At 63.5% G+C, this 14,249-nt stretch carries 12 protein-coding genes; 9 read left to right on the forward strand and 3 right to left on the reverse strand.

Annotated features, from left to right (window positions below; all coding sequences use genetic code 11):
• Window positions 1-92 precede the first annotated feature (92 nt).
• From ACUXVX_RS04615 to ACUXVX_RS04635, 5 genes are read left to right on the forward strand one after another with little or no spacing between them, the layout of a single operon-like run.
• Window positions 93-593 carry a WcaF family extracellular polysaccharide biosynthesis acetyltransferase gene (locus ACUXVX_RS04615; protein ID WP_446310573.1) on the forward strand — a complete coding sequence of 167 codons (501 nt, stop codon included), beginning with the start codon at window positions 93-95 and terminating at the stop codon, window positions 591-593.
• Entirely contained in the window at window positions 590-1,699 is a 1,110-nt protein-coding gene (locus tag ACUXVX_RS04620; protein WP_446310574.1) for a glycosyltransferase family 4 protein, read from the forward strand. The genes ACUXVX_RS04615 and ACUXVX_RS04620 overlap by 4 nt, the downstream gene beginning before the upstream one ends.
• Window positions 1,692-3,785, forward strand: coding sequence for a hypothetical protein (locus tag ACUXVX_RS04625; protein ID WP_446310575.1), 2,094 nt, complete (start codon window positions 1,692-1,694; stop codon window positions 3,783-3,785). The genes ACUXVX_RS04620 and ACUXVX_RS04625 overlap by 8 nt, the downstream gene beginning before the upstream one ends.
• Window positions 3,782-5,248, forward strand: a complete 1,467-nt coding sequence (locus ACUXVX_RS04630; RefSeq protein WP_446310576.1) for a lipopolysaccharide biosynthesis protein — start codon at window positions 3,782-3,784, stop codon at window positions 5,246-5,248. Before ACUXVX_RS04625 ends, ACUXVX_RS04630 begins: the two co-directional genes overlap by 4 nt.
• Window positions 5,249-5,255: 7 nt before the next feature.
• On the forward strand, window positions 5,256-6,695 hold the full coding sequence (locus ACUXVX_RS04635; RefSeq protein ID WP_446310577.1) for an O-antigen polymerase: 1,440 nt from the start codon (window positions 5,256-5,258) through the stop codon (window positions 6,693-6,695).
• A 5-nt stretch (window positions 6,696-6,700) separates the two neighbouring features.
• Here the strand turns inward: ACUXVX_RS04635 and ACUXVX_RS04640 are convergent, their stop codons facing one another.
• The 3 genes from ACUXVX_RS04640 to ACUXVX_RS04650 form a co-directional block, all read right to left on the reverse strand.
• Complete coding sequence (locus ACUXVX_RS04640) at window positions 6,701-8,113, reverse strand: WcaI family glycosyltransferase (protein WP_446310578.1); 1,413 nt, start codon at window positions 8,111-8,113, stop codon at window positions 6,701-6,703.
• Between the two features lie 144 nt (window positions 8,114-8,257).
• On the reverse strand, window positions 8,258-10,183 hold the full coding sequence (locus ACUXVX_RS04645) for a TonB-dependent receptor domain-containing protein (RefSeq protein WP_446310579.1): 1,926 nt from the start codon (window positions 10,181-10,183) through the stop codon (window positions 8,258-8,260).
• Window positions 10,184-10,294: 111 nt separating this feature from the next.
• Window positions 10,295-10,603, reverse strand: a complete 309-nt coding sequence (locus ACUXVX_RS04650) for a DUF2218 domain-containing protein (RefSeq protein WP_222470661.1) — start codon at window positions 10,601-10,603, stop codon at window positions 10,295-10,297.
• 90 nt (window positions 10,604-10,693) lie between these two features.
• Here ACUXVX_RS04650 and ACUXVX_RS04655 point away from each other — a divergent pair, with 90 nt between their 5' ends.
• Genes ACUXVX_RS04655 through ACUXVX_RS04670 form a run of 4 tightly spaced genes read left to right on the forward strand, consistent with a single transcriptional unit; the run spans window position 10,694 to window position 14,247 of the window.
• Window positions 10,694-11,599 (forward strand): siderophore ABC transporter substrate-binding protein, encoded by a 906-nt coding sequence (locus ACUXVX_RS04655; RefSeq protein ID WP_446311505.1) that lies wholly within the window; start codon window positions 10,694-10,696, stop codon window positions 11,597-11,599.
• Window positions 11,596-12,549, forward strand: a complete 954-nt coding sequence (locus ACUXVX_RS04660; RefSeq protein WP_222495736.1) for an ABC transporter permease — start codon at window positions 11,596-11,598, stop codon at window positions 12,547-12,549. Before ACUXVX_RS04655 ends, ACUXVX_RS04660 begins: the two co-directional genes overlap by 4 nt.
• Window positions 12,542-13,489 carry an iron chelate uptake ABC transporter family permease subunit gene (locus tag ACUXVX_RS04665; RefSeq protein WP_446310580.1) on the forward strand — a complete coding sequence of 316 codons (948 nt, stop codon included), beginning with the start codon at window positions 12,542-12,544 and terminating at the stop codon, window positions 13,487-13,489. Before ACUXVX_RS04660 ends, ACUXVX_RS04665 begins: the two co-directional genes overlap by 8 nt.
• Window positions 13,486-14,247, forward strand: coding sequence for an ATP-binding cassette domain-containing protein (locus ACUXVX_RS04670; RefSeq protein ID WP_446310581.1), 762 nt, complete (start codon window positions 13,486-13,488; stop codon window positions 14,245-14,247). The genes ACUXVX_RS04665 and ACUXVX_RS04670 overlap by 4 nt, the downstream gene beginning before the upstream one ends.
• Window positions 14,248-14,249 lie beyond the last annotated feature (2 nt).

The raw sequence follows: 14,249 nt of genomic DNA on the forward strand, positions 1-14,249 counted from the left end.
TGGGATGATTGGAACGGTACGTCTTGGCGCGGTATCAGGATCTTAGCAGCTTTTGCCTGCCCCCCGGCTCTCGTGGCCGATCGGCATTTGTCGTGCAGCTTTGGTGGCTGGTTCAGGCCGTGCTGGTGCAAAGCTCTCCCCAGTTCATGTACGGCTGGCGCGCCTTCTGGTGGCGGGCATTCGGCGCAAAGGTCGGGCCGGGATGCCTCATACGCCCCTCGGCGCGGGTGACCTATCCTTGGAAGGTCCGATTGGGGGCGAATTGCTGGATCGGGGACCGGGCGGAGCTTTACTCGCTGGAGAGCATCACGGTTGGCGACAACGCGTGCATTTCGCAGGATTGCTACATCTGCACTGGCTCGCATGAGCCCGCGCGCTTGGACTTTGCCTACGCCAACGCACCGGTCGAAATTGGTTCGGAAGTCTGGATTGCGGCAGGCGCTTTTGTTGGCCCCGGGGTGAGTATCGGCGATGGTGCTGTCGTCGGCGCACGGTCACTGGTGCTGACGCCGCTGGAGGGCGGCGGCATCTATGCAGGGCAGCCTGCTCGGTGGGTTCGGCAAAGGCCTGAGGCTGGGGGAGCGGGCGCATGAACGGTCGCGGCGGGCCTCTTCTGGCGATCGGCCAGTTCCCTCCGCCGGTGCATGGGTTCAGCGCTGTTACCGAGGCCATGGCCGATGCGTTGGAGCAGCAGGGCGAGGTGCAGCGGGTCAACCTGGCGCCCTTATCATCGCGGGCCGGCCTGAAAGGGGCGTCGCGGATATTGCGGTGCCTTGTCGCCATGTTCGCCTTGGTTGTGGCTCGGCGGCGCGGTGCGCGGCGGGCCTATATCCCCTGTGAAGGTGGGCGCGGCCTGCTCTTCACGCTGGCTCTTGCCCGCCTTGCGCGTGCCGTGGGTTACGAAGTGACGTGCCACCATCACAGCTACGCTTATATCAATGCCCCTTCTCGCTTGATGTGGTGGCTCACACGACCGCCGCTGGACCAGATGCGCCACGTGTTCCTGTCAAGCGACATGCGCGCGGCGTTTGAGGCGCGCTATGGGCCAGCGGCACGGGCCAGCGTGATCAGCAATGCGGCCTTCGTTTCGCCTGTGGCCGACGTTGTTGCGGTGCCGCGGGAGGGCGCGCGGCTCCGGCTTGGGTTGCTGTCCAACCTTTCGGCGGAGAAGGGCGCGGTGACGCTTCTGGATCTTGTGGAGCACCTGCATGCAAAGGGCATTTCGGTTGAGGCCGACCTGGCTGGGCCGGTCGCTGACCAAGACTTCGCGCGGGTACTGAGGGCGCACCCGGCTGTTGCTGCGGGTCGCGCTCGCTTGCTCGGGCCGGTCTACGGCGCTGCGAAGTCCTCGTTCTTCGAGGGGATCGATGTGTTCGTCTTCGCGACGAGCTACCTTAATGAAGCCGAGCCGATGGTGGTCTTCGAGGCCATGGCACATGGCGTCACGGTGGTCGCGCGGGATCGCGGAACGATCAGGTCTCAGATCGCAGGGATTGGGCACTTGATGCCACCGGAGGCCGACTTTTGTGCCGCGTTCCATGAATGGCTAGGCGCCCGTCGGAAGCCGACGGATTTTGACCGTGCAGCGGTTCATGCTGACTTCCGCGATCGCCATACAACCGCACGCCACGCGTTAAGTCTGTTTTGCCGCCAAACCATGGCGCCGACTGCTCAAACTGAAGACCGAGTGCATGGATAGTGGCGCGGTTCATATCGTGTTGCCGCAAATCTCGCGGCTGCTCTCCGCGCTAGACACTGCCGACATTCGATACGTTCACTGGAAGAGCAACAACAACATCGACAGGGCGCTCTCGGGCCGTGACGACCTTGATCTGCTGGTGCGCCCGACGGACCAGACTAAGGCCAAGGCGCTGATTTCAGAGCTTGGCTACGTGCAGGGCATCTCGGAGAAGGACGGATGGCAGCGCAATATGCTGCACTACTTCACGATGGATGCCGAGGCGGGTCAGTTGATCCACCTGCACCTGCATTCCGGGCTGACGCTGGGGTACGACTACCACAAGAACTACACCTTACCGCTGGTCGATTGGTATCTGGAAGGGCGCCGCCGCGCGGGGCCGATTTGGTTGCCGCGGCCGGAGCGGGAGTTCTTGATCTTCGTCATCCGCGTGCTGCTGAAGTCAGCAACGACTGGGGCGGTGGCGGAGTTTCCCATTCGCCAGTTGCGAGCACTCTATCGCTCTGAGACGCGCGCAGGTGTGGCGCGCGAGTTGGATTGGTTGAAGCGTCAGGGAGCATTGGAGGGCCTCGATGAGAGCTTGTCTAGTTCTGGCCTGCCGTTCTCACTAGGTGGCTTCCGAAGGCTGGCAGAGGTGGCGGAACGAGGACGCGGGGCGCAGCTTCGCCTTGCAGCGCGGGAGGTTAAACAGGCTCTCGCGGGAATGCGGGATGCAAGCGAGTGGCGGTCCTTGCTCGCTTGCATCTGGCGCGTCAATCGAACTCGGTTAGATAGGCTTCGCGGCGGTTTATCTGGCGCTTCCTCTGGCCGCAAGACGGCCGGGCAGGGCGGGAGAGTTATCGCCTTTGTGGGCGGAGATGGCGCTGGAAAGAGCACCAATTCAGCGGCCCTGTCTCGTGCGCTCGGACAACACCTCGCCGTGGAGAGCCTGCACTTTGGGCGGCCGGGACGATCTCTGCTGGGAGTAACGCTCGCCGCATTGGGCAAGCTCCTGAGAGCTGCGGGACAGCCGGAAGTGTCGGAAGACCTCCGCAGCCTAGCGCTGGCCTTTAACCGTCGCAGTGTTTCTCGCCGGGCGGAGCGAGCGCGGGCGGCCGGGCGTATCGTGATCCTCGACCGCCTGCATCGGCCGGAATTCACCCACATGGATGGGCCACGGATAGAGGATGCGCGCACCCCACTCCGCCGCAGGCTGGCGGCCTGGGAGCAGCGCCTCTACCGAAAGACGGTCTCAGCCGATCTTCTGGTCGTTCTGCGCCTCGACCCGGAAGTTGCCTGCCGGCGCCGCCCCGATGACGATCGGGCGACGCTTATGGCGCGTTCCGGCGAAGTATGGCGGGCCGAGTGGTCCGCGGCGAACATGCTGATGCTCGACACCGGCGAGACGCGCCCCGAAGAGGTGCAGGCTCGCGTGTTCCGCCGGGCGTGGGAAGAGATTGCACGGCCCTTTCTGCGCGTCGAAGTGCTGGGCCTCACGGGGGCGGGCAAATCGACGCTCACGCGCGGTCTGGCGCGCGAATTCGGCAATTCGGCGACCGGTCTGCCCTACCGGAGGCATCCCGTTGCGGCGGCGAGAGGCATCGCACGCGCGCTTGCGGAGGGCGGCTGGCCGCATGGAGGGAAGGAACGGTGGCAGGTCTTCCGCAACCATGCGCAATTGCATGTGTTTCTGGATTTAGTCCAGCGCGGACAGCTCGCTGCAAATCGCCCTGCAAAACATCTTCTGCTCGATCAGGGTCCACTCTTTCAGGTTGCGATGTGCCTGAAGGAAGGGCGATTCAAACCCGAGTCGGAAACAGTGCAACGCACCATTTCAGCCTTTGAGAGCCTAGGTGGTCGCGCGGTTTTCCTAGCCGCGGCGGACGAGTTGCTCCGCGATAGAGTTTTGCGTCGACCGGCGCAATGCTCACGGGGGGAGGGCCTGTCGGACGAAACCTTTCAGATTTTTCTCGAGGGCTATGCGGCGCGTTTTGCGGAGCTCCGGAACAGGATGTCCAACCCTTTCGAGCTCTCATCAGAAAATCCCGCCGAGGCGACCCTCCAAGAGGCGCTCACACAGCTGAACCGTGGGGGAGCGGCATCGTGAGCCCGGCGCGCCGCAATGCGCTGGCCAGCTACCTCAACTTCGCAGTTCTGGCAGCGGTCGGCCTCGTGGCAAACCCGCTTCTCGCAGGGGCGCTTGGCCCTGTCGCCTTCGGGATATGGAAAGCAGCTCAGCGGCTTTTTGACGTTGGAGCCGTGGCGGACGGGCAGGCGACGCAGGCTTTGAAATGGGTGTTTGCTCACCGCGGTAGAGAGACGGACCCGGCAGGGCTGAGGCGGATGGTCGGATCGGCGCTCAGGGTCTGGTTCCTGTGGTTGCCGGCGCTCCTTTTGATTCAGTTGGGCCTCGTATTGATGCTGCCGGTCCTGATCGCGGATGTGCCGGAACATCTCGGCTTGGCGCTGATGTTGATGGGGGCGGTGCTTGGGCTGAACGTGGTGGCGCGTGGCCTTTCAGGTATTCCGGATGCGGCTCTAGTGGGCAGCAACCTTGGTTACCGCTCAATGCTGGTGACCACGTTGCTGCTGCCGTTGTCGAACGCGGCACTGGTGATCGTCGCACTCAGCGACGCTGGCGGGCTGGTAGGGCTCGCGGCCGTTGTGCTTGCGGCGACTGTGCTTAACGGTGCGCTGACGTGGCTGGTGGCGCGCGCTTCGCTGCCGTGGTTTGGCGCAAGCCGCCCGGAACCGGGAGAGGCAGGTGAACTGGCGCGGTTCGGCGGTTGGGTGCTGGGTTGGGCGCTGGTGGCACGCCTCATGCTCGCGACGGAGATTTTGCTTCTGGGCGCGATCCTTGGCGCAACTGCGGTCACGGTCTGGGTCTTCACCTCGTTCGTCCTTCAGTTCGCGCTGGCCGCCTGCCTGATGACCGCAAGCGCGATGATGCCCGGTCTGGGACGTCTGCTGGGGCAAGGTGAGATTGCACAGTCGGCAGCGCGGGCGAGAGAAACTCGGGAGATCGTGGCGGCCATCGCCACGGTGCTGGCGTGCCTCATGATCCTCTTCAACGAGTCCTTCGTGGGCCTTTGGGCCGACCCGGAGGTTTTTATGGGTCAGCCGCTGACCATTGCCATGAGCCTCGCCTTTGTTCAGCTGGCGCTTTGCCGATGCGATGGGCAGATCCAGGACGCGGGGCTGAAGCTCAGGCCGAAAGTCCTGCTTGGTGCGGCAAGCATGCTGCTTTCCCTTCTCTTCGGCGGGGTCGCGCTTGCGTTGACGGGTGCGCCATGGGTCATGATCGGGGCCATCATGGTTGCTCGGCTTCCGATGTGGCTGGGGTTCGCGGTGATGGTGCGCCGCTTGCTGGGGCCGTCAAGCGCCCTTCCGCGCCGTAGCCTTCTGATCGCGGCTGGAGCGCTTGCGTTGAGCGTGCTCCTTGCGCCACTGGTGCCCCGGAGCGTGTGGGTGATCGCCGCGCTTCCACCCGTACTCTGCCTTGCGGCGGTGGCAGGCTGGCTCATGCTAACGCCGCTCACCCGCGCAAAACTGATGCCACAGCGGAGTTGAGGTGCGGATGAGGCTGACCCACTTCAACTTTGCCGAATTGTGCCTCATCTCGCTTCTGACCGCGTTGTTCTGCGGCGCGCCGCCAGGGGCTTCTTCGCTGGTGCTCGCAGGTTGCTTCGCAGCCTTCTACACGCTGGTCGGCCGGGCGCTTCTGATGCCTGCCATAGTACGCCCCGGCCTGCCGACGTTCATGACGCCGAAGCTTTTGTTTTTCTTCTTCTACTTCCTGCTGTTCTACTATCCCTACCAGCTCTACCTGCTCGGTCTCACAGATATGAACCGCAGCATCTTTCTGCGCCGTACCTACGTGGAGCACGCAAACCTAGCAGTCATCGCGGCCACCATCGGGGTGCTGGCGTTCGACTTTGGGGTCGACGCGGGGCTGCGGGGGCGGGCGCTTCGGGTTTCGGGCAAGCGTACGCCAAGCACGTCGCTTCCGGCCTTCTGCCTGACTCTCCAACTGGTGCTGATCGCTGTCTATTTCGCTTTAGGATTCCGGGCAGCCAGCGAGGGGCGCTACACCGGCACTTCCTCGGGCGGGCAGATTGCAGAGGGCATCTACCTGATCATCCTGTTGCTGGCGATGGTTGGCACGGGCGAGTTCATTTTCAGGCTGGCACAGCGCAAGCCATTGCCGCCAGGCCTGCTGCTGGCGATGGGGGTCAATCTGCTTTGGATCACGCGGATCCTGCTGGCGGGCGATCGCAACAGCTTCATGCTCTTCGGGATATTCATCGTGGGTGGCCTGTTTACATACGTCTGGCGCGCGACCCGTCTCCACCTGTTGGCCTTCCTGATTGGCGCGTTGGTCTTGTATCAGTCGATCGAGGTTTTGCGGATGACCCAGACCATGCCGCTGAAGGACGCGCTGGCGGTGAGCCTCAGCGGCAACGCAATCTCGGCGGGGGATGACAACAGCTTCAACATCACCACCATCGGGCTTCGCGCCACTTTCGAGGTGGTGCCGGAGAAGGTGGACTACGGATACGGCCTCTACAAGTTGGTAGGGTTCATGGGGGTGGTGCCGCTTTTGCGCGGTGTGGTCTTCGGTGACTCGCTGACCTTTGACACCACGTCCAAACTCCTCAAGAGCGAGATGCTGGAGCCGACAGCCGGGTGGGGCGTGGGGTCCAATATCGTCACTGATTTTTATGCCGATTTCGGGCTGCCGGGGGTCATTTTCGGGATGATGCTGTGGGGCTGGTTCGTGGGCTGTATGCAGAAAACGGCGACAGTCTTTCCTGACTCGGCAAAGGTCGCCACGCTATATCTGCTGACGCTGGCGCTTTTTGCGGAGATCCCCCGCTACTCGGCGGACTTTCCTGTGAGGCCGCTGGTTTGGGCATTTCTGCTTTATCAGGCATATCAGGCTCTCGTTGCGTCGCGCTTCGGCCGCATGCCAGCTCCGCCGGGCCGCTTGGTTGCGGAGCACCAGCGCGATCCCTGAAGTGCTCAGCGGTCCAGTTGGTGAAAGGCCTTTGGGTTGAGCCGGAAGCGGGTATTCAAAGCAATGTCGGTGCGAGTTGGGGCCGCAGGCGGTGTTTCATGCGGAGTTGTCCGACCTTCACTGCAAAGTAGCTCAAAGGCCGCTTTGAGCTCGTCGAGCGTGCGCGAGGCATCCCATCTCTCCATCGCAAGGGTGCGGGCTCTGACGCCAAGGGCGGCCCGGCGCTCAGGGTCGTCCAGCAAAGCGGACAGTGCTTCGGCGGCGGCCACTCCGTCACCCGGGCGAGTCACCAATCCGGCGCCCTCGACCTCATCGGCAAGAGCTGTGCCCGCCTCGGTAGTGGCCAGAACCGGGCGGCCTGAGGCGAGCATATTGGTCAGTTTCGATGGCAAGACGAGATCGGCCGCGCTGGCGATCTGAGGCAGCAAGTGAATGTCAGCCATGCCCAGCAATTCGCCCAGCCGCTCAATGGGCTGGAGCGGCAGAAAACGGACGCTAGGAAGGTCGCGAGACATATCCTCTAACCGTGGCCTCATTGGTCCATCGCCGCAGACAACGAACGTTACATCGCGGCGATGGTCGAGGCGTCGGGCAATGTCGGGAATGATCTCAAGTCCCTGCTTGTTGGCGAGGTTGCCGGAGTAGAGCACAACGTGAGGCGTGTGGATGCCCAGTTCGGCGCGCATCGGCGATGGCCCCTCAAGCGGTTTGACGTTCTCGAGATTCGCCCAGTTGCGAAGCTCGCAGACGCGCTCTTGCGGCACATGTTTCTTGCGAAGCTTGGCGACCATCGGTGCCGAGATCGTGCTGACCCGGTCAAAGCGGCGCAGCACCCAGGTCTCAAAGGCCCGGGCTGCTCGGGCGATGCGGCTTTCGGGCTTCAGCAGGCCTGTTGCAAAAGCGGCCTCGACCTCGAAGTCCTGAATGTGGAGCCATGCCTTGGCACCAGCAAGCCGGGCTGCCAGCCAACCTACAGGAGCGGATATCAATGAGGGCGCGACGACGAATACGATATCGGGGCGCCAGACCAGCCCGCGCCAGAGGGCTATGGGCAGGGCGGTAAGGGCAAAGCTGGCATGGTGCAGGATGCGCTTGAGGCCGGTGGGGTTGGCGGGCACGTAGAGCGGGCAATGAGTGATCTTTACGCCGGTTTCGGAGCGCCGATTGCGCCAGAATGGACCGCGCCAGCCTTTCCGCACACACCACTCTGGATAATAGGGCTTGGCCGCGACCACTCGCACCTCGGCGCCGCGGCTTGCCATGCCCTCGGCGAGGTCGGTGTTGTAAACTGCGGTCGAAATGATCTCGGGCGCGTAGTTGATTCCGAGCACGAGAATTTTCAGCGGGCGGGCCGGGGCCTGTGAAACCATCCTAAATCCTCGCAGCGAGTTGCATGCCCGGCACGTGCCGGAGATCACGAGGATATGCAGAAGCTTGGTTAACAGTCGGTTAAGGCCGGCCGTTTTGGTGCCGGGTGTACAAGCTTCCTACCTGAGGTATACGCGTTTGCGCAGCGTCCCGAAGGCGAGCGTGCCGCCTTCGGGAATTTTCTGCAGATCAGGTCAGAACTTCATGTTCGCCGAGATCAGGAACGTCCGGCCCGGCTCGGTGATCGGTTCCACGGCGGAGAAGCCGACACCATCGTTGCCGCGCCCGGAATAGGTCGTGTCGAACACGTTCTTCACGTCGAAGCGGACGGTGAGGTTATCGTAGCTGGGAGGAGTCCATTTGGCCCAGAGGTTCACGACCTCGTAGCTGTCGAGCGGCGCATAACCCGCAGGCACTTCATCGACTTCCAGCGCGATCTCGGCGGTGCCGCCAAGGGTCCACTGCTCGTTCACGTCCCACGCGCCGGAGAGGCCGATGATATGGCCCACGGGGCGACCCACGTAGTAAGACGTTGTCGAAACGGGGCCTTCATCAATCTGCACGTCGGCATAGGTCCAGTTGCCCTCGATGTAGCCCTGAGTGCCAGTGTACCGCAGCTTGGCGTCAAAGCCCTGCGAGGTCACATCATAGGCCGCCGCTTCCCCCGTGGTGGTGAAGGGATCGTTGGCGTCCTTGATGTTGGTGTGGAACAGGGCAAAGCCCGCCTGCCACGGACCCTGCTCGTAGCGCAAGCCGATGCGGAAGTTGGTGGACCGGCTGGTGATCTGGTCACCGTACACCGGGGCCGAGCGCAGACCGATCAAGGCCGCCTCGTTCAGTTCGTAGCCGCCCCACACCGACGCTGCGCCGACGTTCAGAGTGAGCCGGTCGGTCAGTAGCACGTCTGCTGCCGCATTCACGCTGACGCCCGAAGACGACCACTCCTCACCGGTGGCGCCGGTGTAGGTCTGGCTGTCGAGGCGCACGCCGTAGGAGAGCGACACGCGGTTGCTCACGTCCTGCCGCATCTGGGCATAAAGGCCGATGTTGGAAAGCTCTTCTTCACCTGCATCAGCTGCCGTGCCGGTGTTGGTGGCGGTCTCGTGGAAGAAGTCCACGCCCGCGGTCAGCACGCCGCTGCCTAGCGCAAACCTGTTCTCCGCCTTGCCCGAAAGGCTGCGGTTGCGGCCCTGTGCGCTCTCGGCATCGACAAGCTGCTCGTTCCAGGCAAGCTGGATAGTCGGAGCCCAGATGCCCTGCGGGTTCTCATCGGTATAGGTGAAGCTGTAGCTGGTGCGCTCCGTCACCGCCACGAGGTAGGTGGTGCCACGGCCCGGCACATCCTCAAAGTCCGGGCGCGGGAAGCCGCCTTGGAAGGGCCGCAGACCCTGATCGGAGATCTGCTCGGCGGAGAACTCGAAGCGCTTGCCAGCATCTGTGGTGTAGGCGACCTTGGCAAAATAGTCGGTAAGGTCGGGCTCGGTTCCGCCGATCACATCACCATCACCATTCTCGTAGTCGTCGCCTGTTTGGCGGGAATAGGCGAGCAGATACTCGAAGCCGCTTTGGGCACCGTATAGCGCCGCCGATCGACGGAAGGTGCCACCGTTGGAGCCGAAGGTCAGGCCGGTGAAGCCGCCAATGGTCTGGCCAGGCTCGAGTAGGTCCCGGGCATCTTTGGTTTCGTAGGCGAGGATGCCGGCGAGGGCGCCGGGGCCAGCATCGGCTGGGGCAAGGCCGGAGCTGACCTTCACGCTCTTCAGCAGGAAGGGATCAATCGGCACGTTGCCGGTGTGGTGGAAGGCACCCTTGTTCTGCCGAGCGCCATCGATGGTGACGGCGAGGTTGCTCTCTTCGAGGCCGTGGACCAGAACCTTTTGCGCAATCACCGAGCCGCCGGTTGCGAGGATTTCGGATTGCCCGGCAAAGAGCTCATCGGTGCTTGCGGCGTTCCGCTCTTCGATCTCTTCGGCAGAAATTTCGACGTTGCCGAGGGTGTCTTGCGCGGCGTCGGATTCAACGCGGATAGCTTCAAGGTCGATCACATCCTGCGCGGCGGCGATGCTGGCGGCCAGAATGGAAGAAGAGGCCAGCAGGGCGGCCTTCATGGTCGTTTTCATAGTCGGGTGTCCCGGGGTTCGTGGTGGTTTCTTGAGCTGGCACGGAACACGCCGGGAGGCGCCGGAGGCTGGCTTTTTGAGTGTCGGCGGAATTGGCTCCGCCTTTATGGATCAGGAAGCGGCGGCGAGCCCTTCCCAATCCATCGTTTCGAAGTTTTCGCGGAAGGCAAAACGCACGAGGTGGTTGTCGATCACGGCGCGCGCGCGGGTTAGCCCCTCTTCGCTTGGTGCGGTCACCTCGACCACGAGCGCATCATCTTCGGCGCGCAGCTTGGCGGGGCCGACAGGCAGGGCACATTCGCCCGAACTTGCATCGTAGCGAACGTCGATCTTGTGGCCGAAGTGTTTGCAGAGCTGTTGCAGGTACTTGCTTGCGCTTTGGGTGGCAAATCTGCCGGTGTCGTGGAGTTGCTCTTGCATCTTGCTTGTCTCTGAGTTTTTCTGTCGGAAATAATCCTGATGAAATCCATCGGGATTGTCCAGCCCGATTCCGAACTCCAGGAGACCCCGATGAATCGCCTCGCCACATTGGCTGCACTGGCTCTGACCCCCGCCGCGCTGGCTGCGCAAACCGTCGAAATCGAGACCTATGCAGGCCCGGTCAGTGTTCCGCAGGCGCCTGAGAAGGTGGTTGTACTCGATATCGCCGCAATCGACTCGCTCTCCGCCTTGGGCGTTGCCATTGCCGCAGTGCCGCAGTTCACCCCGCCGGCCTACCTGGCCGATGTGTTTGCCTCGGCTCAGCCGGTTGGCAGCCTGTTTGAGCCCGATTTCGAGGCCATCGCGAGCCTTGGCCCGGACCTGATTGTCGCTGGCGGCCGGTCACAGGCGCAGGTGGAGCCGCTTTCACAGATCGCTCCGACCGTCGACATGACGATCTGGGAAGATGTCGTGGGCCAGGGTCGTGCGCGGCTGGAAGCCTACGGCAAGCTGTTTGCCAAGGAAGACGAGGCCGCTGAGCTTGTCGGTGAGCTCGATGCGGCCGTCGAGGGAGCAAAAGCTGCGGCAGAAGGCAAAGGTGACGCCCTGATCCTGCTGGTGAATGGTGGAAAGATTTCTGCCTATGGCGATGACAGCCGTTTCGGTTGGCTGCATAGCACGCTCGGACTGCCTGAAGCCTACCCCGAGCTGACTGCGGAAACCCACGGCGAGGCAGTGTCCTTCGAATTTGTTGCCGAGGTGAACCCGGATTGGATCCTAGTGATCGACCGTGGCGCCGCCATTGGCCAAGAGGGCGAGGCGGCCAGCGCTGTGCTGGACACGCCTCTGATCGCCGGCACCACGGCAGGCCAGAACGGGCAAATCGTCTATCTCGAGAGCGCGCGCCTCTACATTGCGGGCGGCGGCATCGACTCGATGCTTGGGACGATTGGTGAAGTCACCGAGGCGCTGGAAGGCGCCGCAGCCAGCAATTGAAACCGGTCACGCTCTGGCTGACCGCCGGACTGATCCTCGCCGCCCTGATCTGCGCCTCGGTGCTGATCGGGGCGGCGAGCCTCTTTTCGGGTGATGTCGATGGCGGCCTGCTGATCGCCGTCAGCCGCCTGCCGCGCACTCTTGCCGCCTTGTTGGCCGGAGCCGGGTTGGCGCTGGCCGGGGTGGTCGTGCAGATGGCGGTGCAGAACCGGCTGGTGGAGCCGGGGCTAGTCGGCACGCCTGAGGCGGCCATGCTCGGGCTGCTTGCGGTCACCCTGATCGCGCCGGGCGCATCAATGATGGTCAAGATGAGCGTGGCAGCCGCTGCGGCACTCGTTGGAACTCTCTGCTTCATGGTCTTGGCCCGCCACGTGCCCCGGCGCGACCCTGTGCTTCTTCCACTTGTGGGGCTGATCTACGGCGGAATTCTGGGAGCGGCAGCGCTGTGGGTCGCCTGGACAACCGACCTTGTGCAGTATCTCGGCACGTGGATGTCGGGCGAGTTCTCGGGCGTGCTGGCGGGCCGCTACGAACTGCTCTGGATCGTCGCCGTTTTAGCTCCTCTGCTCTACCTGGCCGCAGACCGCATTACCCTGCTGGGACTGGGCGAAGACGCGGCCCGCAGCCTCGGGCTAAACTACCGGCAAACCCTGCTGGCCGGGCTGTTGCTGGTGGCCATCATCACAGCTGCCGTTGTCGTCACGGTTGGGGCCATCCCCTTTGTAGGGCTTGTGGTGCCCAACATCATCTCGCGGCTCCGCGGCGATAACCTGCGCCGCAACCTGCCGCTTACCGCATGGCTCGGGGCAAGTGCGGTTCTGGCGTGCGATATTCTCGGCCGCCTGATCCGATGGCCCTACGAAATTCCGGCCGGTACGATCTTTGCCGTCTTCGGCGCGGGCCTGTTTCTGTGGCTGCTCAATGCCGCTCCGCGACGCGCCCATGCCTGAACGCCGCCGCCTCATCCCCCTGGCACTGATGCTGACAGGCCTCGCGGCCCTTTTCCTTGCGTGGAATTTGAAGGCACCGGTGGAGTTCATCCTGACCCTGCGGGTAGGCAAACTTGCCTCGCTCGTGGTGGTCGGCGCGGCCATCGGGGCTGCCACGGTGATTTTTCAGACCTTGACGGAAAACCGGCTGCTGACCCCAGGGATCGTCGGCTTCGACGCGCTCTTCGTCTTCATCCAGACGGCGTTGGTTTTGCTCTTCGGTGGCGCGGTGCAGGCCGCCATTCCACCGCTACTTCAGTTCCTCGCGGAGGCGGCCTGTCTGGTGGCGGTCAGCCTCGCGCTGTTCACGCTCCTGCTCAGGCGCGGCGCAGGAGACATTCTAAGAATGGTGCTCACGGGGGTGATTCTCGGCATCTTTCTCCGGGGGCTGACCAGTTTTGCCCAGCGGCTGCTCGACCCGTCTGAGTTTGCCATCGTCCAGCAGGCGAGCATCGCCAGTTTCACCGCAGTCAATTCGCAGGTGCTTACTATCGCCGGGATTACTCTCATCCTCGCGCTCGGGGCAGCCCTTTGGTTGGCGCCGTCGCTCGATGCGGCAGGTCTTGGGCGGCAGACGGCGCGGGGCATCGGGCTGGATCATGACAAGGTGGTGCTGGCCGGGCTAAGCCTGGTTGCGCTCCTTGTGGCGCTCTCCACCGCGCTCGTCGGTCCGGTGACCTTTCTGGGCCTGATCGCGGCGAGCCTCGCCTATCGGTTCTGCGGCACGTGGCGGCACGCGGTGTTGATCCCCGCTGCGGCCCTGATCGGCGCGGCCATCCTCGTGGCTGGCCAATTCATGTTCGAGCGCCTCCTCGGCCTGCAATCTTCGCTATCGGTCGTGGTCGAGTTTTTGGGCGGCCTGCTCTTTTTGTTCCTCCTCCTCCGAAGGTCAGCCAGATGATCCGCATCGCCAACCTTACTGTCACGCGCGGCACCAAGCCCGTGCTCACCGACCTGTCGCTGCGCTTCGGGCATGGCGGCATCACCGCACTGATCGGGCCAAACGGCGCTGGAAAGTCGACGCTTCTACACGCCATCGCCGGGCTTCTGCCCTCCACTACAGGGCAGGTGGAGGTGGAAGGCCGCGATGTGGCGCGCATCCCGCCAGAAGAGCGGGCGCGCCTCGTGGCGTTGCTCATGCAGTCTGACCGCGTAACGGCGCGATTGACCGTCGAAGATCTCGTGAGCTTCGGCCGCTGGACCTACCACAAGGGCCGCCCCACGGCTCGCGACCGTGAGGTGATTGCGCAGGCGCTCTCGCAGTTCGACCTCGAAAGCCTCGCATCCCGCCAGATCGACAGCCTCTCTGGTGGCCAGCGCCAGCGCGCCTTTGTCGCCATGGCCTGGGCGCAGGAAACTCCTTGGCTCCTGCTCGATGAACCCCTCGCAGCCCTCGACCCGCGCCATGTGCGTGACCTGATGGAACGGCTGCACGGCATGTCGCGCCCCGGTGAGGGCCAGCGCAGCATCATCATCGTCATGCATGATCTGCCCGCTGCCGCCCGATATGCCGACCGGATCATTGCCATGAAAGATGGCAAGATCGTTACCACCGGGCCGCGCCAGTTGAAGATGACCGGCGCTGTCTTGAGTGACCTCTTCGAGACCGGTCTGGAGGTGGTGCAGGTTGGCGGCGGAGATACGGTCGTTCCCGCCTAGGC

This window comes from Vannielia sp. SX4, assembly GCF_052828525.1.

What these genes read in the sequence shown, in the direction of transcription:
- ACUXVX_RS04670 (WP_446310581.1), top strand. Translation starts at nt 13,486, where the DNA reads ATGATCCGCATCGCCAACCTTACTGTCACGCGCGGCACCAAGCCCGTG.
- ACUXVX_RS04650 (WP_222470661.1), bottom strand. Translation starts at nt 10,603, where the DNA reads ATGCAAGAGCAACTCCACGACACCGGCAGATTTGCCACCCAAAGCGCA.
- ACUXVX_RS04635 (WP_446310577.1), top strand. Translation starts at nt 5,256, where the DNA reads ATGAGGCTGACCCACTTCAACTTTGCCGAATTGTGCCTCATCTCGCTT.
- ACUXVX_RS04625 (WP_446310575.1), top strand. Translation starts at nt 1,692, where the DNA reads ATGGATAGTGGCGCGGTTCATATCGTGTTGCCGCAAATCTCGCGGCTG.
- ACUXVX_RS04620 (WP_446310574.1), top strand. Translation starts at nt 590, where the DNA reads ATGAACGGTCGCGGCGGGCCTCTTCTGGCGATCGGCCAGTTCCCTCCG.
- ACUXVX_RS04645 (WP_446310579.1), bottom strand. Translation starts at nt 10,183, where the DNA reads ATGAAAACGACCATGAAGGCCGCCCTGCTGGCCTCTTCTTCCATTCTG.
- ACUXVX_RS04665 (WP_446310580.1), top strand. Translation starts at nt 12,542, where the DNA reads ATGCCTGAACGCCGCCGCCTCATCCCCCTGGCACTGATGCTGACAGGC.
- ACUXVX_RS04655 (WP_446311505.1), top strand. Translation starts at nt 10,694, where the DNA reads ATGAATCGCCTCGCCACATTGGCTGCACTGGCTCTGACCCCCGCCGCG.